The organism is Ancylobacter sp. TS-1 (genome assembly GCF_009223885.1).
Lineage (GTDB): Bacteria > Pseudomonadota > Alphaproteobacteria > Rhizobiales > Xanthobacteraceae > Ancylobacter.
The window spans coordinates 3,134,565-3,154,833 of sequence record NZ_CP045144.1; the positions used below are offsets into that span (position 1 = coordinate 3,134,565).

Annotated in this window: 18 protein-coding genes; 14 read left to right on the top strand and 4 right to left on the bottom strand. The window is 70.8% G+C overall.

Translation table 11 applies throughout. The features are described 5' to 3' along the window. Positions 1-195: 195 nt before the first annotated feature. The 7 genes from GBB76_RS14715 (at position 196) to GBB76_RS14745 (ending at position 9,893) form a co-directional block, all read left to right on the top strand. The gene (locus GBB76_RS14715) at positions 196-1,236 is read left to right on the top strand and encodes a glycosyltransferase family 2 protein (RefSeq protein WP_152303997.1); all 1,041 of its coding nucleotides are present in this window, start codon (positions 196-198) and stop codon (positions 1,234-1,236) included. Next, positions 1,233-3,008, top strand: a complete 1,776-nt coding sequence (locus GBB76_RS14720; RefSeq protein WP_152303998.1) for a glycosyltransferase family 39 protein — start codon at positions 1,233-1,235, stop codon at positions 3,006-3,008. Before GBB76_RS14715 ends, GBB76_RS14720 begins: the two co-directional genes overlap by 4 nt. Before the next feature lie 10 nt (positions 3,009-3,018). Beyond that, complete coding sequence (locus tag GBB76_RS14725) at positions 3,019-3,480, top strand: GtrA family protein (RefSeq protein ID WP_246668941.1); 462 nt, start codon at positions 3,019-3,021, stop codon at positions 3,478-3,480. A 71-nt stretch (positions 3,481-3,551) separates the two neighbouring features. Continuing rightward, the gene (locus GBB76_RS14730; protein ID WP_246668942.1) at positions 3,552-4,436 is read left to right on the top strand and encodes an ImuA family protein; all 885 of its coding nucleotides are present in this window, start codon (positions 3,552-3,554) and stop codon (positions 4,434-4,436) included. A 79-nt stretch (positions 4,437-4,515) separates the two neighbouring features. After that, complete coding sequence (locus GBB76_RS14735) at positions 4,516-6,021, top strand: DNA polymerase Y family protein (protein WP_202911242.1); 1,506 nt, start codon at positions 4,516-4,518, stop codon at positions 6,019-6,021. A 46-nt stretch (positions 6,022-6,067) separates the two neighbouring features. After that, entirely contained in the window at positions 6,068-9,499 is a 3,432-nt protein-coding gene (locus GBB76_RS14740) for an error-prone DNA polymerase (protein WP_202911243.1), read from the top strand. 112 nt (positions 9,500-9,611) lie between these two features. Further along, positions 9,612-9,893 carry a hypothetical protein gene (locus GBB76_RS14745; protein WP_152304001.1) on the top strand — a complete coding sequence of 94 codons (282 nt, stop codon included), beginning with the start codon at positions 9,612-9,614 and terminating at the stop codon, positions 9,891-9,893. 88 nt (positions 9,894-9,981) lie between these two features. Here GBB76_RS14745 and GBB76_RS14750 read toward each other — a convergent pair whose 3' ends face one another. Together GBB76_RS14750 and GBB76_RS14755 are read right to left on the bottom strand one after the other, a co-directional pair. Then, positions 9,982-11,316: an NAD(P)H-dependent oxidoreductase gene (locus GBB76_RS14750; RefSeq protein ID WP_152304002.1), complete on the bottom strand. Its 1,335-nt coding sequence runs from the start codon at positions 11,314-11,316 to the stop codon at positions 9,982-9,984. A gap of 119 nt (positions 11,317-11,435) precedes the next feature. After that, positions 11,436-12,458, bottom strand: coding sequence for a sugar-binding transcriptional regulator (locus GBB76_RS14755; protein WP_152304003.1), 1,023 nt, complete (start codon positions 12,456-12,458; stop codon positions 11,436-11,438). Between the two features lie 186 nt (positions 12,459-12,644). Here GBB76_RS14755 and GBB76_RS14760 point away from each other — a divergent pair, with 186 nt between their 5' ends. Next, complete coding sequence (locus tag GBB76_RS14760) at positions 12,645-13,094, top strand: MarR family winged helix-turn-helix transcriptional regulator (protein WP_152304004.1); 450 nt, start codon at positions 12,645-12,647, stop codon at positions 13,092-13,094. Here the strand turns inward: GBB76_RS14760 and GBB76_RS14765 are convergent. Continuing rightward, complete coding sequence (locus GBB76_RS14765; protein WP_152304005.1) at positions 13,084-14,034, bottom strand: LysR family transcriptional regulator; 951 nt, start codon at positions 14,032-14,034, stop codon at positions 13,084-13,086. The two genes, GBB76_RS14760 and GBB76_RS14765, sit on opposite strands and share 11 nt — an antisense overlap. 192 nt (positions 14,035-14,226) lie before the next feature. Here GBB76_RS14765 and GBB76_RS14770 point away from each other — a divergent pair, with 192 nt between their 5' ends. The 4 genes from GBB76_RS14770 to moaB all read left to right on the top strand — a co-directional run bounded on the left by GBB76_RS14770 (position 14,227) and on the right by moaB (position 17,581). Beyond that, positions 14,227-15,159 (top strand): ring-cleaving dioxygenase, encoded by a 933-nt coding sequence (locus GBB76_RS14770; RefSeq protein ID WP_152304006.1) that lies wholly within the window; start codon positions 14,227-14,229, stop codon positions 15,157-15,159. Between the two features lie 157 nt (positions 15,160-15,316). Continuing rightward, positions 15,317-15,949: an alpha/beta hydrolase gene (locus tag GBB76_RS14775; RefSeq protein ID WP_152304007.1), complete on the top strand. Its 633-nt coding sequence runs from the start codon at positions 15,317-15,319 to the stop codon at positions 15,947-15,949. Positions 15,950-16,040: 91 nt separating this feature from the next. After that, positions 16,041-16,982 carry a neutral zinc metallopeptidase gene (locus GBB76_RS14780; RefSeq protein WP_152304008.1) on the top strand — a complete coding sequence of 314 codons (942 nt, stop codon included), beginning with the start codon at positions 16,041-16,043 and terminating at the stop codon, positions 16,980-16,982. Between the two features lie 38 nt (positions 16,983-17,020). Beyond that, on the top strand, positions 17,021-17,581 hold the full coding sequence (gene moaB / locus GBB76_RS14785; protein WP_152304009.1) for a molybdenum cofactor biosynthesis protein B: 561 nt from the start codon (positions 17,021-17,023) through the stop codon (positions 17,579-17,581). A 16-nt stretch (positions 17,582-17,597) separates the two neighbouring features. Here the strand turns inward: moaB and GBB76_RS14790 are convergent, their stop codons facing one another. Then, positions 17,598-18,182, bottom strand: coding sequence for a glycosyl transferase (locus tag GBB76_RS14790; RefSeq protein WP_152304010.1), 585 nt, complete (start codon positions 18,180-18,182; stop codon positions 17,598-17,600). A gap of 325 nt (positions 18,183-18,507) precedes the next feature. Here GBB76_RS14790 and GBB76_RS14795 point away from each other — a divergent pair, with 325 nt between their 5' ends. Together GBB76_RS14795 and GBB76_RS14800 are read left to right on the top strand one after the other, a co-directional pair. Further along, positions 18,508-19,620: a PA0069 family radical SAM protein gene (locus tag GBB76_RS14795; protein WP_202911244.1), complete on the top strand. Its 1,113-nt coding sequence runs from the start codon at positions 18,508-18,510 to the stop codon at positions 19,618-19,620. Next, on the top strand, positions 19,617-20,141 hold the full coding sequence (locus GBB76_RS14800; RefSeq protein WP_152304012.1) for a VOC family protein: 525 nt from the start codon (positions 19,617-19,619) through the stop codon (positions 20,139-20,141). Before GBB76_RS14795 ends, GBB76_RS14800 begins: the two co-directional genes overlap by 4 nt. Positions 20,142-20,269 lie beyond the last annotated feature (128 nt).

The window sequence follows — 20,269 nt, forward strand, 5'->3', positions numbered from 1 at the left end:
CGTCGGCGCAGATTACTATGGGCTTCAGGTTGTCATTCCTTCGAATGCCTCGGACAAACAAAGATCACAATCCTCTCATACGCCTGCACAAGTTTCGCGCAAGGTCGATACACCATAAATAAAGGGTGAGCGGCCGGTATCGTGGCAGACGTGCCTGACGTTAAGGCAACCATCAAGTAAAATCCGATCAAATTCATGGCGAACACTTCCAAGCGGCTGCCCGACCTGATCTCGATTGTGGTGCCGGTCTATAACGAGGCGCGTTGCCTGGAGACGCTCCACGCGCGCCTGTGCGCCGCGCTCGACGCCTATCCCGGGCTGCGGCGCGAATTCGTCTTCGTCGACGATGGCAGCCGCGACGGCAGTTTCGACCTGCTCGCCGAGCTTGGCGAGCGCGATCCCGCGATCAAGGCGCTGCGTTTCGCCCGCAATTTCGGCAAGGAGGCGGCGATGGCCGCCGGTCTGCGCGCCGCGGTCGGCGACATCGTGGTGCTGATGGACTCGGATCTCCAGCATCCCCCCGAGGTCATCCCGGCGATGATCGAGAGCTGGCAGCGCGGCGCCCAGATGGTGATCGCGGTGCGCCGCTCGCGCCGGACCGACCCGCTCGGACGGCGGCTGTTCACGCGCGGCTTCTACCAGTTCTTTCGCGCTCTGTGCGAAGTCGAGATTCCCGAGGGGGCGGGCGATTTCCGCCTGTTCGACCGCCGGGTGGTGGACGCCATCAACGCCCTGCCGGAGCGCAACCGCTTCATGAAGGGCATCACCAGCTGGGTCGGCTTCCGTCAGGACGAGATCGAGTTCGAGGTGGCCGAGCGGGCCGGCGGCGAGAGTTCCTTCGGCACGCTGCGGCTGCTGCGCTACGCGGTGGACGGGCTGTCCTCCTTCTCGATGGTGCCGCTGCGCGTCTGGTCGCTGGCCGGCGTCGTGCTGGCGGGCCTCTCCGGCCTCTACGGCCTCTACCTGATCGGTGAGGCGCTGGTGTTCGGCGTGCGCACCCCGGGCTTCCCGACCATCATGGTGAGCATGCTGTTCGTCTCCGGGGTCCAGCTCATCAGCCTTGGCGTCATCGGCGAGTATGTCGGCCGGATCTTCACCGAGGTGAAGCGGCGCCCGCTCTATCTGGTCGCCGACGAGATCGGCTTCGCCCCGCCGGCGGCGCTGCCGCTCGCCGATTCCGTCTATGCCGGTTCGCGGCATGCGTCCTCGCTCGTGCCGGATGGTCCTCTCCCGTGAGCCTTCACAGTTCCGACTTCACCGCCACCGAGGCCGCCCCGTCGGCGGCGCGCGGCCGGCGCGCGCTCACCCTCGCGCGGGTGGTCAGCCTTGCCGTCTTTGCCGCCATCGCGGCGTGGATCGTCATGACCTTCCGCGACTACGGCATCAGCAATGACGAGTTCGTCCAGCACACCTACGGGCAGCTTCTCGTCGCCTGGTACGCGAGCGGCTTCACCGACGACCGCGCCTTCCACTACATCAATCTCTACCTCTATGGCGGGCTGTTCGACCTCGTGGCGGCGGGGCTGGAGCCCTATGTGCCGCTGCCCGTCTATGAATGGCGCCACCTGCTCTCGGCCGGCTGCGGCTTTGTCGGGCTGATCGGCGTATGGCGGCTCGCCCGGCTGCTCGGCGGCGAGAAGGCCGGCATCCTCGCCGTGCTGATGCTCGCCTTCACCGGCATGTATGGCGGGGCGATGTTCACCCATACCAAGGACGTGCCCTTCGCGGCGGCGATGGTGTGGAGCCTGTATTTCGTCACCGCCTGCGCGGTGCAGTTCCCGGCGCCGCCGGGCTGGCGCTCCACCCTCGGGCTTGGCGTCGCCATCGGCTGCGCCTTCGGGCTGCGGGTCGGCGGCGTGTTCGCCGTCTTCTACCTCGTGCTGTCTGTCGGCGCGGGGATGCTGCTGCTGCGCGACTGGCGGCTGCCGCTGCGTCTGGCCCCGCGCATCGCGGTGGCGGCGGCCCTCGCGCTCGCCATCACGGCGGCGACCTGGCCGTGGTCGATGCTGCCGCCCACCAACCTGTTCAAGGCAATGGGGACGTTCAGCAATTTCGCCTTCGACATGACGACGCTGTTCAACGGCCGGGAATACCCCATCGACCACATCCCGCCGGGCTACATGCCGGAATATCTCCTCATCAAGCTGCCGGAAATCACCCTGCTCGGCCTCGTCGCCGCGCTGGCGGCGGCGCTGGTGGCGGGGGGCGCGCTGCTGCGGCGCGGGCAGGCGCTGGCGGCGCTGCGCCGCGCATGTGCCGCCCATCCGCGCCGCATCCTCGGCTTCCTGCCGCTGCTGCTGGCCATCATCGTGCCCATCGCCTTCGCCGTGCTCGACGATCCCCCGCTCTATAACGGCATCCGGCATTTCCTCTTCGTGCTGCCGCCGGTGACGGTGCTCGCCGCGCTCGGCCTTCTGGCGGCGTGGCGCGGGCTGCGCGCGCGCTGGCGCCTCGCCGGGGCGGGCTTCGCGCTCGCCGCGCTGGCCGTGTTCGCGTTCAATGTCGTCACCTTCCTGCGGCTGCACCCTTACGAATATGTCGCCTACAACCAGCTCGTCGGCGGCACGGCCGGCGCCTGGGGACGGTTCGAGGGCGACTACTGGTCGACCAGCCTGCGCGAGGCGGCGCTCACGCTGAAGCAGGGCCTCGCGCATGAGGGCGTGGCCGGCCGGCGCTACGCGGTGTCGGTCTGCGCCGAGGACGTGCAGGCCTCCACCTATCTCGGGCCGAATTTCGATGTGGTGGAGGACTGGGGCGACGCTGATTTCCTGCTCACCGCCCGCCATGTCGGCTGCGACGGGGCGCCGGGCCTGCCTTATGCGAGCGTGAGCCGCGCGGGCATTCCGCTCGCGGCGGTGATCGACATGCGGATGCACCGCAAGTCGATCGTCCCGTCGGCGATCGCTCCGCCGGCCGCCGCGCCGTCGGACGAGGACGGGTTCGACCTCGCTCCGCCGGTCGCCACGCTGAAGGACGGCACGGCGCAGGTCGCCAAGGCGAAGCCTTGAGGAGGAAATGGTGAACGGCAAAGCGGGCGAGACGGCCGCGGACAGGCGGGCGCCGGGGTGGCGGGCGGGGTGGCTTCCCGCGCGGCTGCGCCACATCGCCCTGTTCGCCGCGCTCGGCGCGCTCGGCACGCTGGCTCATTACGCCGTGCTTATCGCCCTGGTGCAGGGCGGCGTGGCGGGGCCGGTGGCGGGTTCGACCGCGGGCTTCCTGGTCGGCGGCTTCGTCAACTACCAGCTCAACCGCCGCGTGGTCTTCCGCTCGTCCAAGCCGCACCGCGAGGCGGTGTCGAAATTCGTCGTCGTCGCCGGCATCGGGCTGGCGCTGAACGCCCTGCTGATGGCGCTGCTCACCGGGCCGCTCGGTGCGCCCTATCTGCCGGCGCAGGTCGTCGTGACCGGCCTGCTGGTGCTCTGGCACTATGCCGGCAATGCCGTCTGGACCTTCCGCGAGGCGCACCGCCCCGCCGGCTGAGGCGCCCGCCTCCCGTTCCCCGACCGATGTCTTGACTCCCGGCGTGGAACGAGTCGTGTATAGAACAAAGCATGAACATAGTTGGTGCGCGCATGGACACGGTTTCCGACATCGCGGCGCTGAGGCAGAGGCTCGCCGGGCTTGAGGCGGAGCGCCTGCCCGGCGCCGCCGCCGCCTTCTCCCTCGGCGCCGAAGGGCCGGAGGCGAACGGCGCCCGCCTCGCCTGCGGCGCGCTGCACGAGGTGCAGGCCGTGCGCGCCGCCGACCTGCCCGCCGCCACCGGCTTCACGCTGGCGCTGGCGCTCCGTGCCGCCGATGCCGGCCGGCAGGGAGCGGGGGCGCCGGCCCGGCCGATCCTCTGGGTGCGGCAGGACCTTGCCGATGTCGAGCTCGGCCGGCTCGACGCCCCCGGCCTTGCGACCCTCGGCTTCGATCCTGCCCGGCTGATCCTGGTGCGCGCGTCCGATGCGGAGGCGGTGCTGCGCGCGGCGGGCGACGCGGTGCGCTGCCCCGGGCTGGGCGGGCTCGTCATCGAGCCCTGGGGCGAGCCGAAGGCGCTCGACCTCACCGCGACGCGGCGGCTGTCGCTGCGCGCGGCGTCCTCGGGCGTCACCGCCTTTCTCCTGCACGCCGTCGCCCGGGCCGCGCCGAGCGCGGTGGCGACACGCTGGCGGGTGGCGCCCGCCGCCTCGGTGCCGTCCGGGCTGGAGCGCGCGGCCGGCGCGCCGGGACGTCCGGCCTTCGCCGTCACGCTGCTGCGCCACCGGGGCGGGGAGGGCTCCCGGCCGGTCGAGGGCGGCACATGGAATCTGGAGTGGGATCGTGAGACATCTTCCTTCCGCGACCTCGCCGCGCTACCTCGCGCTGTGGTTCCCGTTCCTGCCGGCGGACCGGCTGGAGCGGCTGCGGCGCCGGCGGGGGGCGGGGAGATCGTCGCGCTCCGCCGTACCGGCTGAGACGGCCGGCGGCGCCTCGCGGCCGGGCGCCCCGCAGGCGGGCGATGCGTGCGCGGGCGATCCTTTCGCGCCCGCCCCGCTGGTCTTCGTCAAGAAGGCGCAGAACGCGCTGCGCCTCGCCGCCGTCGACCGCGCCGCGCGCCGCTGCGGTCTCGCGCCCGGGCTGACGCTGGCGGATGCCCGCGCCCGCGTGCCCGATCTCGCCGTCGTCGACCACGACCCTGTCGCCGATGCCGCCTTCCTCGAAAGGATCGCGGATGATTGCGACCGCTGGACGCCGCTGGTGGCGCTCGACGGGACGGACGGGCTGGTGCTCGACATCACCGGCTGCGCGCATCTGTTCGGCGGCGAGGCCGACATGCGCGCGCGCCTTCTGGCCCATCTGAAGGGGCACGGCGTCGGTGCCGGCGCGGTGGTTGCCGGCACGCCGGACGCGGCGCGGGCGCTGGTGCGCGCCGGTGCCGGCGGCATCGTCGCTCCGGGCGGCGAGGCGGCGGCGGTTGCCGGCCTGCCCGTTGCCCGGCTCGGCATCGGCGAGGCGGCGGTCACCGGCCTGTCGCGCGCCGGGCTCAAGACCATAGGCGACCTCGCCGCCCGTCCCGGCACCCCGCTCGCCGCCCGCTTCGGCATGGAACTGCTGGTGCGGCTCGCGCGCACGCAGGGGCTTGAGGATGTGCGCATCGTGCCGCGCCGGCCGCTGCCGGCGGCCATCGCCGAGCGGCGCTTTCCCGAGCCTATCGCCCGCGCCGAGGATATCGAGGCGACGCTCGGCTTGCTGGCTGACGACCTCGCGCTGATGCTGGAGGCGCGTGGCGAGGGCGGGCGGGCCTTCGAGGCCAGCTTCTTCCGCGCCGACGGCGCGGTGCGCCGGCTCACTGTGGAGACCGCGCGCCCCTCGCGCGATTCCCGCGCGCTGCGCCGGCTCTACCGCGAGCGTCTCGACACGCTGGCCGATCCCGTCGATCCCGGCTTCGGCTTCGACCTCGTGCGCCTTGCCGTGCTGCGCGCCGAGCCGCTCACCCCCGCGCAGGTCAGTCTCGACGGGCGCGCGGTGGAGGAGGAGGAGGTCGCCGCGCTGATCGACCGGCTCGCCGTGCGCCTCGGCCGCGAGCGGGTGCTGCGCTTCCTCGCGCGCGACACCCACGACCCCGACCGCGCCAGCACGCTGGTGCCGGCGGCCGATCCGCCCGCCATCCCCTCCGCCCGCCGTCCCGCCCCGGCGCGCGCGGAGGGGCGGCCGCGTCCGTTGACCCTGTTTGATCCGCCCCAGCCGGTCGAGGCGCTGGCCGAGGTGCCGGACGGCCCGCCGCTACGCTTCCGCTGGCGGCGCGTGGTGCATGAGGTCGCCCGCGCCGAGGGACCCGAGCGTATCGCCCCGGAATGGTGGCGCGACTGGCGCCCCATGGGGGAGGGCGCGCCGACGCGCGATTATTACCGGGTGGAAAACCGCGAGGGGCGGCGCTTCTGGCTGTTCCGCGCCGGCTTCTACGAGCGCGGCCGGGCGCCGGGGCGCGAGCCCGCGCCGGGACATGAGGAAGGGATCTCCGACGCCCCGCGCTGGTTCGTGCACGGGTTGTTTCCGTGAGGGCGATGCCGTGAAACCCCTGCCGGGCACGCCCTTTTTCGCCGAGATGGTGGCCGCCTCCAACTTCTCCTTCCTGCGCGGCGCCTCCACGGCGCAGGAGATGGTGACGCAGGCGCTGCGGCTCGGCCATGCGGGGCTGGGCATCGCCGACCGCAACACGGTGGCCGGCGTCGTGCGCGTCCATGCGGCGCTGAAGGAGGCGCGCGCGACCTATGCCGCTCTGTGGGCCGCCGCCCGGGCGGGTGCGGGCGATACCGGCGCCGGGAAGGACGACCCGCTCACCGGTTTCCTGCGGGCGCGGGCGCAGGCGGCGGCCGCGGCCGGCCGCGATCCCGAGCTACCCTTCACCCTCGCAGTGGGCGCGCGGCTGGTCTTCGCCGATGGCACGCCGGATATCGTCGCCCACGCGCAGGACCGCGGCGGCTGGGGCCGGCTGTGCCGCCTGCTCACCAAGGGCAATCTGCGCGGCGCCAAGGGCACCTGCCGGCTCGCGCTCGACGATCTCGTCGCCGATGCGCGCGGCCTCTCGCTGATCGTGATGCCGCCAGATGATATGCCGGCTAACAATCTGGCGACGCTTGCCCCGCGTCTCGCCGATCTCGACGCGGCGGCGCCCGGCTCGCTCTGGCTCGGCGCCACCATGGGCCGGCGCGGGGACGACCGCCTGCGGCTGGCGGCGCTGAAGGTACTGGCGGGCGATGCCGGCGTGCCGCTGCTCGCCACCAATGACGCGCTCTACCATCACCCCGACCAGCGCGACCTGCAGGACGTGCTCACCTGCATCCGCGAGGGCGTGAGCATCGAGGCGGCGGGCCGGCTTCTGGAAGCCAATGCCGAGCGCCACCTCAAGCCGCCGGAGGAGATGGCCCGCCTGTTCCGCGACGCGCCGGAGGCGGTGGAGGAGAGCGCGGCCTATCTCGCCCGTATCGACTTCCGCCTGGACCAGCTGAAATATGAATATCCCGAGGAACCGGTGCCGCCGGGCCATACGGCGCAATCCCGGCTGGAGGAGCTGACCTGGCAGCGGGCGGTCGTGCGCTATCCCGGCGGCGTTCCAGACAAGGTGGCGGCGCAGCTCAGGACCGAGCTCGACCTCATCGGCGAGCTCGGCTACGCCTCCTATTTCCTCACCATCCGCGACATCGTCGATTTCGCCGAGAAGGAGGGCATCCTGTGCCAGGGCCGCGGCTCGGCGGCGAATTCCGCCGTCTGCTACGTGCTCGGCATCACCGCCGTGGACCCGGCGAGCAGCAACCTGCTGTTTTCCCGCTTCCTGTCGCGGGACCGCGGCGAGCCGCCCGACATCGACGTCGATTTCGAGCATGAGCGGCGCGAGGAGGTGATCCAGTACATCTATGAGCGCTATGGCCGGCACCGCGCCGGCATCGTCGCCACCGTCATCTCCTACCGCCCGAAAAGCGCCATGCGCGACGTCGGCAAGGCGCTCGGCCTCACCGAGGATGTCACCGCGCGCCTTGCCGGCACGGTGTGGGGAAGCTGGGGCCGCGACATCAAGCACAGCCAGGCCCACGAGGCCGGGCTCGACCCCGGCAATCCCATGGTCGCGCGCGCCCTTGTCCTGGCGGCCCGCCTGCTCGGCTATCCCCGCCATCTTTCCCAGCATGTCGGCGGCTTCGTGCTGACCCAGAACCGGCTCGACGAGACGGTGCCGATCGGCAATGCGGCGATGAAGGAGCGCACCTTCATCGAATGGGACAAGGACGACATCGACACGCTCGGCCTGCTCAAGGTCGACGTGCTGGCGCTCGGCATGCTCACCTGCATCCGCAAGGCGCTCGACCTGCTGCGCGCCCATGAGGAGATCGACTGGGGCCTCGCCGAGGTGCCGAAGGAGCAGCCGGACGTCTACGACATGCTGTGCGCGGGCGATTCCATCGGCGTCTTCCAAGTGGAGAGCCGGGCGCAGATCAACATGCTGCCGCGCCTGAAGCCGCGCCGGCTCTACGATCTCGTCATCCAGGTCGCCATCGTCCGCCCCGGCCCGATCCAGGGCAACATGGTGCACCCCTATCTGCGCCGGCGCGAGGGCAGCGAGCCCGTCACCTATCCCTCGCCCAGGCCGCCGCACGATCCCGACGAGCTATTGGGCGTGCTCTCGCGCACGCTCGGCGTGCCGCTGTTCCAGGAACAGGCGATGCAGCTCGCCATGACGGCGGCGAAATTCACCTCGGAAGAGGCCAACCAGATCCGCCGCGCCATGGCGACCTTCCGCAACCCCGGCACCATCGGCGGCTTCCGCGGCAAGCTGGTGGAGGGCATGGTGGCGCGCGGCTATGAGCGCGCTTTCGCCGAGCGCTGCTTCGAGCAGATCAAGGGCTTCGGCGAATATGGCTTCCCGGAGAGCCACGCCGCCTCCTTCGCCAAGCTGGTCTACATCTCCGCCTTCCTCAAATGTCGCTACCCCGCGATCTTCGCGGCGGCGCTGCTCAACGCCCAGCCGATGGGCTTCTATGCCCCGGCGCAGATCGTGCGCGACGCCCGCGAGCATGGGGTGGAGATCCGCCCACCCGACGTCAATTACAGCTTTCACGACAACACGCTGGAGCGCGACGCGCCCGGCGTGCCGCTCGCCCTGCGGCTCGGCCTGCGCCAGCTCGACGGGTTCAGCACGGCATGGAGCGAACAGCTCACCCTCGCGCGGGCGGGTGGCTTCTTCGCCGACATCGAGACGCTGGCCCGCCGCACCGGCCTGCCGGCGGCGGCGCTGGCCCGGCTCGCCGATGCCGACGCCTTCGGCTCCATCGGGCTCGACCGGCGCGAGGCGGCCTGGGCGGTGCGCCGGCTGCCGGACGACGCGCCGCTGCCGCTCTTCGCGGCGGCCGACGCGCGCGAACTCGGCGAGGACGCCGACGCGCATCTGCCGCTGATGCCGCTGCCCGAGCAGATCGCGGTCGACTACCAGACGACGCGCCTCTCGCTGAAGGGCCATCCGATGGGCATGCTGCGCGCGCTCTTCGCCGCTGAGGGCGTCGCCTCCAGCGTCGAGGTGGGGCGCCTGCGCGACGGCGCCTTCGTGCGCACGGCCGGCGTGGTGCTGGTGCGCCAGCGGCCCGGCAAGGGCAACGCCATCTTCATGACGCTGGAGGACGAGACCGGCATCGTCAACGTGCTGCTCTGGACCCGCCAGTTCGAGCGCTACCGGGCGCAGGTGATGGGCGCGCGCCTCGTCGTGGTGGAGGGGCGGGTGCAGAAGAGCCGCGACGGAGTTGTCCATGTCATGGGCGAGCGCGTCGTCGACCGCACCGCCGAGCTCGGCCGCCTGTTCGAGGATCCGCGCCATCTGCCGCCCCCGCAGGTCGATCCCGGCCGCGACGAGCGCGTGCGGGGAGCACCGGCGAAGGAGGTTCCGGGTGAACAGGGCACCCCGCCGGCCGGGCATCTGCTCGCCGGCCGGCGTTCCGGTCAGGGCCATCCCCGGCAGGTGCGCATCCTGCCCCGCTCGCGCGACTTCCATTGAGGCGCCGGCTCCCCGGCTCCCGGTCTGTCGCGCGCGCCCCGTTCGGTGCTAGACCGGCGGGAGGACGGCGCGCCGCGCCGGAAGCGACATCGACAGCGAGGAGGCAGCCGCCATGGTCGGCCGGTTCGACGATTGGGAAAAGGACGACAAGGGGCATCTGAAGGTGTGGCCGATGCAGGCCTTCACCACTGCTTTGTTCGGCGCCGAGAAGGTGGGGCTGCGCATCGAGATCGGCACCGCGCCGCCCAAGCCCGGCGAGCCGGTGCCCGCGCTCCAGCTCGTGCTCGATCCCGCCCAGGTGCGCCAGCTCGCCGAGGCGCTGGCCGAGGCCGAGGCGCGCCTCGCCGATGCCCGTTTCACCACCCTTGCCAACTCCCCTCCCGGCAGCGCCTGACGCCTCCGAACGTCGTCGGGCCCGGCTTCAGGCCGGGCATCCACGATGTGCAGCGTGAGGTGCGACGTGCGAGGCGGCCGACAGCCGCCTACGCCGCCAGGAACTGTGCGTCGGACTGGTCCAGCCGGCGGCGGATCTGCGTGACGATGAGCTGCTCGTCCGGCAGGCAGTTGTCATAGGTCAGCCGCTCGCCGGCCTTGACCGGCTTGAGCACCTTCGCCCGCTCGGCGAGGCCCAGCGGCAGGGCGAAGCTGTCGCGCGCGTCGCGCCAGCTCATGGTGTAGCCACGATAATCGTACTCGCCGATCCGGCCCAGCGTGTCGCCCGGCTTGAGGTCGCGCTTGGCGACCGCCGTGCACTCGGCCACCGGATGGTCCAGCACCTCCATGTCGGGCGTGCCGTGCAGCACGGCGCGCACCGCCGAGAGCGGCACTTCGAGGCTGGTCAGGTGATAGGGGCGGATGAGCGCGAAGCACGGGCCCGGCCCCACCTTGAGGTCGGTCATGCGCTCCAGCACGCGCGGATGGCGCGGCTTGACGATGCAGAACACGCCCGGCGCCACGCCTTTGCCCAGCGTGAAGTCGACCACCCCCGGGCGCGAGAGGATGCCGCCATCCTCCTTCGTGCACAGAACCTGCGCCAGCACATCCTTGTCGGCGGCCGGCCCGTGCATGCCCGGCACGTCCGGCACCAGGCCGGTGGCGTTGGCGAGCGCCGTCATCTCCACCATGGTCTTGGAGCCGTCGACGAACTCCACCAGCATGCGCGGATTCATGTTGCGCGCCTTCGCCTCCTCGACGAACTCGTCGGGCACGGCGTCGGGCTTGAAGGCGTTGTTCTTCGCCTTGCCGGCGCAGATGATCTCGAAGCCGAGCGACTGGGCGAAGCCGATCAGCTCGACGGTGGCGGCCGGCTCGTCGCCCGCCGCGCCTGTCAGCACCACGCCGGCGGCGCGCGCCTCCTGCTTGAGGAAGCGGCCGATGGTGATGTCGGCCTCCACGCTCAGCAGCACCACATGCTTGCCGTTGCGGATCGCCTCCAGCGAGACCAGCGTGCCGATGTTCGGGCTGCCGGTGGCGTCGATCACCACGTCGATGCGCCCGCTCGCGCACATGGAGCGGTAATCGTCGGTGATGACGAAATGCCCGGCTTCGATGGCGCGGTCGATCTGGCTCGGGGAGGAGGCGGAGACGATGTCCTCGCGGCGGTGGCCGGCCATCAGCGCGGCGTCGATGGCGGCCTGCGCGTTAAGCTCGGTCACGGCGCCGATGCGCACGCCCGGCATCAGGGCGGCCTGCACGATGAGGTCGGTGCCCATCTGGCCGGCGCCGGCGAGCCCGATCGTCACCGGCCCGTGCTTGGCGGTCCATTGTTCCAGTTCGGCGGCGATCCCCGTCCGCACGATCCCGCTTGCACCGAGCATACGCTCAACCCTTCCTTGAGGCCCGCCTTCGCCTTTCGGCTAATGCGTCACCCTTCTTCGGTACTCGACATTTGTTCCAAGGCAAATAGCGGCGAAGCGTCCGTCCCGCCATTCCGCAATCAGTAGTCGGCGCCGACCTCTTCCAGTACCGCGCTCGCCGTTACCTCGTCGGTGATGAACACGGTCGGCCGCAGCATGCGCAGCGCCGCCACCGCCGCCCGGGTCTTGCCCGGCCCGCCCGAGGTGAGGATGCGCTCGGGCGTCGCCTGCAGCGTCTCGATCGGGATCGACATCACGCGGGTATTGATCGGGTGGTCGACCGGGCGCCCCTCGATGTCGATGAAGTTGTAGCAGACGTCGCCGACGGCGCCGGCGGCGACCAGCGAGGCCCAGTCGGCATCGGAGAAGAAGCCGAAGCGCAGCGAGGTGCTCTCCTCGTCCATCGCGCCGACGCTGAGCACCACCGCGTCCATGTCGCGGGCGAGGTTGTAGACCGTGCCGAGGCCGCAGCGCTCGATCAGGGCCCGCTTGGTCTCGATGCTGTCGACGATGGCGGGGGCGGCGATGAGGTGGCAGTCGGCCTGGAACAGGCGCGAGAGCTGCCAGGCGAATTCGGACGGGTTGTACTGCTTGGCCTTGGTGATGCCGCCGAGCAGCGAGATGACCGAAAGGTTGGACACCGTCTTCTCGTCGATGAAGCCGAGCGCGCGCATCAGCGTGCGGCCCCAGCCGAAGCCGATCTTCATGTCGGAGCGGATGAAGTCGGAGATGAACTGGCCGGTGGCCGCGCCGATGGCGCTGGTCGGGTCGGCGAGCGGGCCGGAGAGCGGCGCCACCACTGCCTCGCGCAGGCCGAACGCCTTCTGAAGCCCCATTTCGAGGCGCGGCAGCTCGGCGATCTCGCGGCTGAGCGAAATCTTCACCTCGTTGAGCTGGCGGGCATCGGCGAGCAGGCGCACCACCGTCACGCGGCCGATGTCGAGCGCGTCGGCGATGGCGCTCTGCGTCATGCCCTCGACATAGTACATCCAGGCGGCGCGCAACCGCAGCCGCGCCGAGCGGCGGCCGGTCGGGCTCAGGTCGGCGAGCGTCCCCGGCTCGCTCAGGCCGCCCGGCCTGGTCGTCGCGGCTCCTCCCGACATCAGCACACTTCCCCCGAATGACGCGCTCGCGTTGCTATAGAGGAGCGCGTCGCCATCTTCAAACAACCCCGACAGCCGCCCGGCAAGGCCGGTAGCCGGCAGGGCGTCCGAGCTTACGCAAAAACCCGCTTGTCGTCGCGGCGCGCAAGGGGCACGGTGCCCGACCTAGGCACTCTTGGTCCCGGCATGTCCAGCACCGACGATACATTGAAGCTCGAGGAATTCCTCTGCTTCGCCGTCTATTCGGCCAACCACGCCTTCAACCGCGTCTACAAGCCGCTGCTGGATCGGGTCGGCCTGACCTATCCGCAATATGTCGCCATGGTCACGCTGTGGACGCAGGACGGGCTGACCGTCGGCCAGATCGGCGAGCGGGTGCTGCTGGAGACCAACACCCTCACCCCGCTGCTCAAGCGGCTGGAAGCCGCCGGGCTGGTGCGGCGGGTGCGCGATTCCGCCGACGAGCGGCAGGTGCGTATCCATCTCACCGAGAAGGGGCGGGCGCTGCGCAAGGAAGCCGGCCGCATCCCGGAAGAAATGGGCCAGTGCCTCGGCCGCGACCCGCAGGCGATCGGCGAACTCACCGGCGAGATCACCCGCGTGCGCGACCAGCTTCTGGCGCGCCTCAAGCCGTAGCGGCACCACCCTCCGGCTCGGCCGGCAGGTTGATCTGTCCCTCGATGAAACGGCGGTGCCGCGTAATCTCCCCGGCGATGAAGTCGAGGAAGGCGCGCACGCGCGGCGAGTGGCGCAGGTCCGGATGGGTCAGCAGCCACAGATCGGCGGCGTAATCGTCGTCGGGCGGGCCGAGCCGCACGAGGGCAGGGCGCGCATCGCCGATCAGGCAGGGAAGATGGCCGATGCCGATTCCCGCTTCCACCGCCTCGGCGAGCCCGAGCACGCTGTTGATCTTGTAGGCTACCTTCTCCTGCGGCACGTTCTCCTGCACGAACTTCACCGTCTTCAGCGCCCCGAGGCTGTCGCCCAGCGACACCCAGTTGCGCTGGTCGAGCAGTTCGGGCGACACCTCGCCGGGCTCGGGGAAATCGGCGGCGCGCCCGTAGAGCGCCCAGGCGATGCGCGCGACGCGCCGGCCGACGAGGTTTTCCGGCGGGTTGTCGGTGGCGCGCACCGCGACGTCGGCGTCGCGCTTGGACAGGTTCAGCGGCTGGTTGCTCAGCACGATGTCGAGCCGCACCTCGGGATAGCGCTCCCGGAAGGTCGCCAGCATCGGCATCAGTAGATGGATGAGTAGCGAATCCGGCGTCGTCACCCGCAATTCGCCCGAGGGGGCGGGCTCGCGGCCGGCGAGCTTGCGCCCGACCGCGGTGATCTCCTCGTCGAGGCGGTTGGCGAGCGCCACCATCTCCTCGCCGGCCGGGGTCAGCGCGTAGCCGGTGCGGTGGCGCTCGAACAGCAGCGTGCCGAGCTGCTCCTCGATCTGCTTGAGCCGCCGGAACACCGTGGAGTGGTTCACCCCCATCGAGGCGGCGGCGGAAGGCAGGCCCTTGGCGTCCGCCACCGCCTTGATCAGCCGGAAGTCGTCCCAGGCGAGGTTCTTGAAAGGCTCGGCCATGCTGCTCCCCGAGTCGTCGTCAAAGCGTAAGTCGTTGCGGTTAAACCGGATTTGTCGGACGTTCCGGGAGAGGACGATAACAGCAGAATCGAGATTGCGTCAAAGCAATTAAGTTGGAGTGGCATTGCGTCCATGCCGGGCTATCTCTTGTCGCAGACAGAGCGCGGGTCGCGCTCGAAAGAGGGCAGGACAATGAACCGCAACGGCATCCATCATGTGACGGCGATCGCTGGCAATGCGCGCCGCAACGTCGAATTCTACACCCGCACGCTCGGTCTCCGGCTGGTCAAGAAGACCGTCAATTTCGACGATCCGGGCACCTATCACTTCTATTATGGCGACGAGGCCGGCGCGCCCGGCACGATCCTCACCTTCTTCCCGTGGGATCACGTGGCGCCCGGCCGCCTCGGCATCGGCGAGACGCAGGAGACCTCCTTCCGCGTGCCGGAAGGCTCGATCGGCTACTGGACGCAGCGCTTCGTCGAGAAGGGCGTGGCGCACAGCGCGCCGGTGAAGCGCTTCGGCGAGACCGTGCTGGCCTTCAAGGACCCGCACGGCATGCGCCTCGCGCTGGTCGGCGTGGCCGGCATCGAGAACCAGCCCACCTGGATCGGCACCGACGTGCCCGCCGAGAACGCCATTCGCGGCTTCCACGGCGTGAACCTGCTGCTGGCCGAGGCGGCGCCCACCGGCGCCATCCTCACCGACGTCTTCGGGTTCACCCAGATCGGCCGCGAGGGCTCGCTGGTGCGCTTCAAGGCCGAGGGAACCGATGTCGGCTCCATCGTCGACATTCATGAGGCCGGCGGCTTCCTTCCCGCCCGCATGGGCGGCGGCTCGGTGCATCACATCGCCTTCCGCGCCGCGGATGACGAGGCTGAGTTCGCCATGGTGAGGAAGCTCGCCGAGAATCACGGCATCCGCACCACGGAGCAGAAGGACCGCAACTACTTCCGGTCCGTCTACTTCCGCGAGCCTGGCCATGTGCTGTTCGAGATCGCCACCGACGTTCCCGGCTTCGCCGCGGACGAGCCGATGGCGAAGCTCGGCGAGGCGCTGAAGCTGCCCGGCTTCCTCGAGGGCCGCCGCGACCAGATCGAGGCCGTGCTGCCCGAGATCGCCTGACCCAAGGGTGCCGCCTCAAGTAGGCGGTCGGATACAGCCGTCATCCCGGACGGCCGGAAGGCCGATCCGGGATTGCTGCCAGAATGGTGGGCGATCCCGGCTCTGCGGCTTTGCCTCTGGCCGGGATGACGCGTTTCACACTTATAAGGAGGCCGTTATGACCGACACCGCGCTTTCCTTCGTGCATCGCTATGAGCCCGCCAGCGAGGCGGGCGCGCCCCCGCTGCTGCTGCTGCACGGCACCGGCGGCGACGAGAACGACCTGATCCAGCTCGGCCGCATGATCTCACCGGGCTCGGCGTTGCTCTCCCCGCGCGGCAAGGTGCTGGAGGGCGGCATGCCGCGCTTCTTCCGCCGGCTGCGCGAGGGCGTGTTCGACGAGGCGGACGTGCGTCTGCGCGCCGCCGAGCTTGCCGCCTTCATCGCCGAGGCGCGCGCGGCCCATGGGCTCGCCGCCCCGGTGGCGGTCGGCTTCTCCAACGGCGCCAACATCGCCGCCGCCCTGCTGCTGACCCAGCCTGATGTGCTGGCCGGCGCCGTGCTGCTGCGCGCCATGGTGCCGCTGGCCGATCCGCCGGCGGCCGATCTCGGCGGGCGCGGCGTGCTGCTGCTCTCCGGCGGCATGGATCCCATCGTGCCGGAGGAGAACGCCGCCCGGCTCGCCGGCCAGTTGCGCGCGGCGGGAGCCTCGCTCGACCACCGCACCCTGCCGGTCGGGCACGGGCTTTCGCAGGCCGACATCACGCTGGCACGCCAGTGGATTTCGGCGCCGCGCCGGGTCGCCGCCTGATCGGCGCGGAACCCTGCGCCACTTCCCGCATTGCCGCCACGGCGTGAGTACATAAGTATCGCCGTGGCGGCGGTGCGCCGGGGAGGGTTCCATGCGTTGGGAGGATTTTCGGCGGAGCAAGAACGTCGAGGATCGCCGGGGCCAGAGCGGCGGCTTCGGCGGCGGTCTGGGCGGCGGGCTCGGCGGCGGCTTCGGCCGAGGCGGTGGCATGCGCGGGCGCGGCGGGCTCGGCATCGGCGGACTGATCGTCATTGGCCTCATCGCCTGGGCGACCGGCATCAATCCGGCCGTGCTCATCGGCGGGGCCGAGATCCTGCTCGGGGACGGCGAGGGTAGCGGCTACAGCCAGCCCCAGGGCCAGCCGGCGCCCTCGCGCAGCATCAGCACCGAGGACAAGAAGCTCGGCGACTTCGCCGCCGTCGTGCTGGCCCAGACCGAGGATGTCTGGACGCCGATCTTCAAGGCCGAGGGTGCGACCTATAGCGAGCCGGGCCTCGTGCTGTTCTCCGGCGCCACGCGCTCGGCCTGTGGCGCGGCGGATTCGGCGGTCGGGCCGTTCTATTGCCCGCGCGACCAGAAGGTCTATCTCGACACCTCCTTCTTCAAGGAAATGAGCCAGCGCTTCCGTGCGCCGGGCGACTTCGCCGCCGCTTATGTGATCGCGCATGAGGTCGGCCACCATGTCGAGAACCAGATCGGCCTGCTGGCGAAGGTGCAGGCGGCGCAGCGCCAGGCTTCCCCGGCCGAGGCCAATGCGCTGTCGGTGCGCGTCGAACTGATGGCCGACTGCCTCGCCGGCGTCTGGGCGCATCACGCCAATGCGCAGTGGCGCATCCTTGAGGACGGCGATATCGAGGAGGCGATGAACGCCGCCTCCGCCATCGGCGACGACCGGCTGCAGAAGCAGACGCAGGGCTATGTCGTGCCGGACAGCTTCACCCACGGCACCTCGGCGCAGCGCATGAAGTGGTTCAAGCTGGGACTGGACGGCGGCTCCATGCAGCGCTGCAACACCTTCCAGGGCAATATCTGACAGGCGGCGGGCCGCGACCGCCGCCGAACGAGGCCGTGATGAGTACCCAGTCCAACCCGACGCCCTTCGTGCCGCTGGCGATCGCCGTGCTGACGATCTCCGACACCCGCACCCCGGCCGACGACCGCTCCGGCAACACGCTGGTGGAGCGGCTGGAGACGGCCGGCCACCGCCTTGCCGACCGCGCCATCGTGACCGACGATGTGGAGGCGATCCGCTCCCGCGTCGCCAATTGGATCGCCGACCCGGCGGTCGATGTGGTGATCACCACCGGCGGCACCGGCTTCACCGGCCGCGACGTGACACCGGAGGCGGTGGAGCCGCTGTTCGAGAAGCGCATGGACGGCTTCTCGACCGTGTTCCACATGGTCTCCTTCGGCAAGATCGGCACCTCGACCCTGCAGAGCCGCGCCACCGCCGGGGTCGCCAACGCGACCTATGTTTTCTGCCTGCCGGGCTCGCCCGGCGCCTGCCGCGACGGCTGGGACGAGATCCTCGTCCACCAGCTCGATATCCGCCACAAGCCCTGCAATTTCGTCGAGATATTGCCCCGGCTCGACGAGCATCTGAAGCGCGGCAAGCTGCGCGCGCCGGCGTAAGTCCGCTCGGGGCGGTTCAGCCCTCGGGCAGCAGCATCTGCGAGCGCAGCAGCACCAGCCGCCGCCGGCCGACGCGGGCGAAGAGCCGGCGCGCCGTGTGGGCGCCGTGGCTATGCCCGCCGAGCACGTCGTAGAAGCTGCGATGGATCAGCAGCCCCTGCTCGGGGCGCGGCCGCCCGGTCAGCGCGTGGCCGATGACGGCCGCGGCTTCCTTGAGGCGCGGCGACACGCCGAAACCGTCCAGCGCCAGCCGGAAGGTCGCCGCCCGCGAATCCGTCGCGCCGCTGCGCTCGGCCTGGTCGGTGAAGCTGCGCACCTCGCGCGTCCAGCCGTCCTGCAGCAGCCCCATCGGTTCGAGAAAGAGCAGCCAGGGCGCGCGCGCCGCCGCCGCGCCGGCGGCCAGCCGGGCGCCGGGATCGGCGGGGCCTTCCATATATTCGCAGCCCGCCGCGTCGGCGATCTCCGCCACCTCCGCCTGCCCGCCCGAATCGACGAGCACGACCTCGCGGACGATGCCGGCGGCAGCGCCGGGCACGAGCGAGGCCAGGGTCGGGATCAGCAGCTTGGAAGTCTCACCGGTGGGAATGACGACCGAGATCACGCGCCCAGGCACCCTCGAAATGTCGGCTGGAACCGGCCCGAAGGCCTGACGGAGAAAGCGTTTCCCTGCCTATCGCACCGATGTGCGCGCGTATAGCCCGGCTGTCGCAATTCAGCCAATGTTCTTGCTATGTTCTCATTGTCAGGGTAGAGATTCCGCCATGGAACGCCGCATCATCGAAACCGCTTCGGGGGCGCCGCGCGCGGCGCTTTCGGGATCCTCCGCTCCGGCGCCCCGCCATGTCGGGCGGCTGGCGCAGGAGCGCCGCGCGCAGCGGCAAAGGGAGACCGAGGCGGCTTCCCGCGACCTTTCCTCCCTGTCGGAGATGGACATTTCCGCGCCGCCGGCGCCGGGCGGCGTGGTCGACGGCGAGCGCCGGCGCGGGCGCGGCGCCCTCTCCAACGCGGCGGGCCGCTTCGAGCCGCATGCGCGCGAGGCGTTCGACGACGGCTGGCAGAGCCTCGACGACCTGCCGGCCTTCCGCACCAGCGTGACGGTGGAAAAGCCGCGCACCATCATCAACCGCAATGATTCGCCCGATGTCGGCTTCGACCGCTCGATCAATCCCTATCGCGGCTGCGAGCATGGCTGCGTCTACTGCTTCGCGCGGCCGACCCATGCCTATCAGGGCCTCTCCGCCGGGCTCGACTTCGAGACCAAGCTGTTCGCCAAGCCGGACGCGCCGGAACTGCTGGAGAAGGAACTCGCCCGGCCCGGCTACGAGCCGCGCACCATTGCGCTCGGCATCAACACCGACGGCTACCAGCCGATCGAGCGCGAATGGCGGCTGACCCGGCGCATCCTCGAAGTGCTGAGCGCCTTTGGCCATCCGGTCGGCATCGTCACCAAGTCGGCGCTGGTGCTGCGCGACCTCGACATCCTCGCGCCGATGGCCGAGCGCGGGCTGGTCAAGGTGGCGCTGTCCGTCACCTCGCTCGACCACAAGCTCGCCCGCCTCATGGAGCCGCGCGCGGCGACGCCGCAGCGCCGGCTCGACACCATCCGCCGGCTGAGCGAGGCGGGCGTGCCGACCGCCGTGCTGGTCGCCCCCGTCATCCCGGCCGTGACCGACGCGGAGATCGAGCGCATTCTCGATGCCGCCGCCGCCGCCGGGGCGTCGGAAGCCGGCTATGTCATGCTGCGCGTGCCGCTGGAGATCCGCGACCTGTTTCGCGAATGGCTGCTGGCGCATTTCCCGGACCGCTACCGCCATGTGCTCTCGCTCCTGAAGGAGATGCACGGGGGACGCGAATATGATTCGACCTTCGGCCAGCGCATGACCGGCTCGGGCCCCTATGCCTGGACCATGGCGCGGCGCTTCGAGATCGCGGTCGAACGGCTCGGTCTCAACAAGCGCCACACGCGGCTGACCACCCGCCATTTCCGCCGCCCGCCGCGAAAGGGCGAGCAATTGTCGCTGTTCGGGGAGGAGACATGAGCATCGCAGGCGTGGACGAACCGCCGGGCACGGCGGGCGAGGAAGAAGCCGATGCGGGCGTGCTGCGTCGCCGGGCGGCCGCCCGCGCGGTGCCGCCGCTCAGGCTGTCGCTGGTCACGCTCGGCGTTGCCGATCTTCCCCGGGCGATCGCCTTCTACGAGGCGCTGGGGCTGGAGCGGCGGGTGCGGCAGGCGGAGGGCGTGGCCTTCTTCGATGCCGGGGGAGCGGTGCTCTCGCTTTATCCGCGCCACGAGCTGGCCGCCGACGCCGGCGTTCTTCCCGGCCGGCCGGGGCAGTTCGGCGGGCTGGCGCTGGCCTGCAACCGCGCCAGCCGCGCCGAGGTCGACGCCACGCTCATCCGGGCCGTGGCGGCCGGCGGGCGGGCGCTGAGGCCGGCGCAGGCGACCTTCTGGGGCGGCTATTCCGGCTATGTCGCCGATCCCGACGGCCACGCCTGGGAAATCGCCCACAATCCCGGCTTCGGCCTCGACGCCGAGGGACGGATCGTGCTGCCGGCATAAGGGCGACGACGGGGGCGGCACGCGAGGTGGCAGACGTGGTGCGCAAGCGCGCCCGCCTGCCGGCACGTCCGGTCCCCGAATGAAAAAGGGCGGCCCTCGCGAGGCCGCCCTTGTGATCGTCGGGTGTG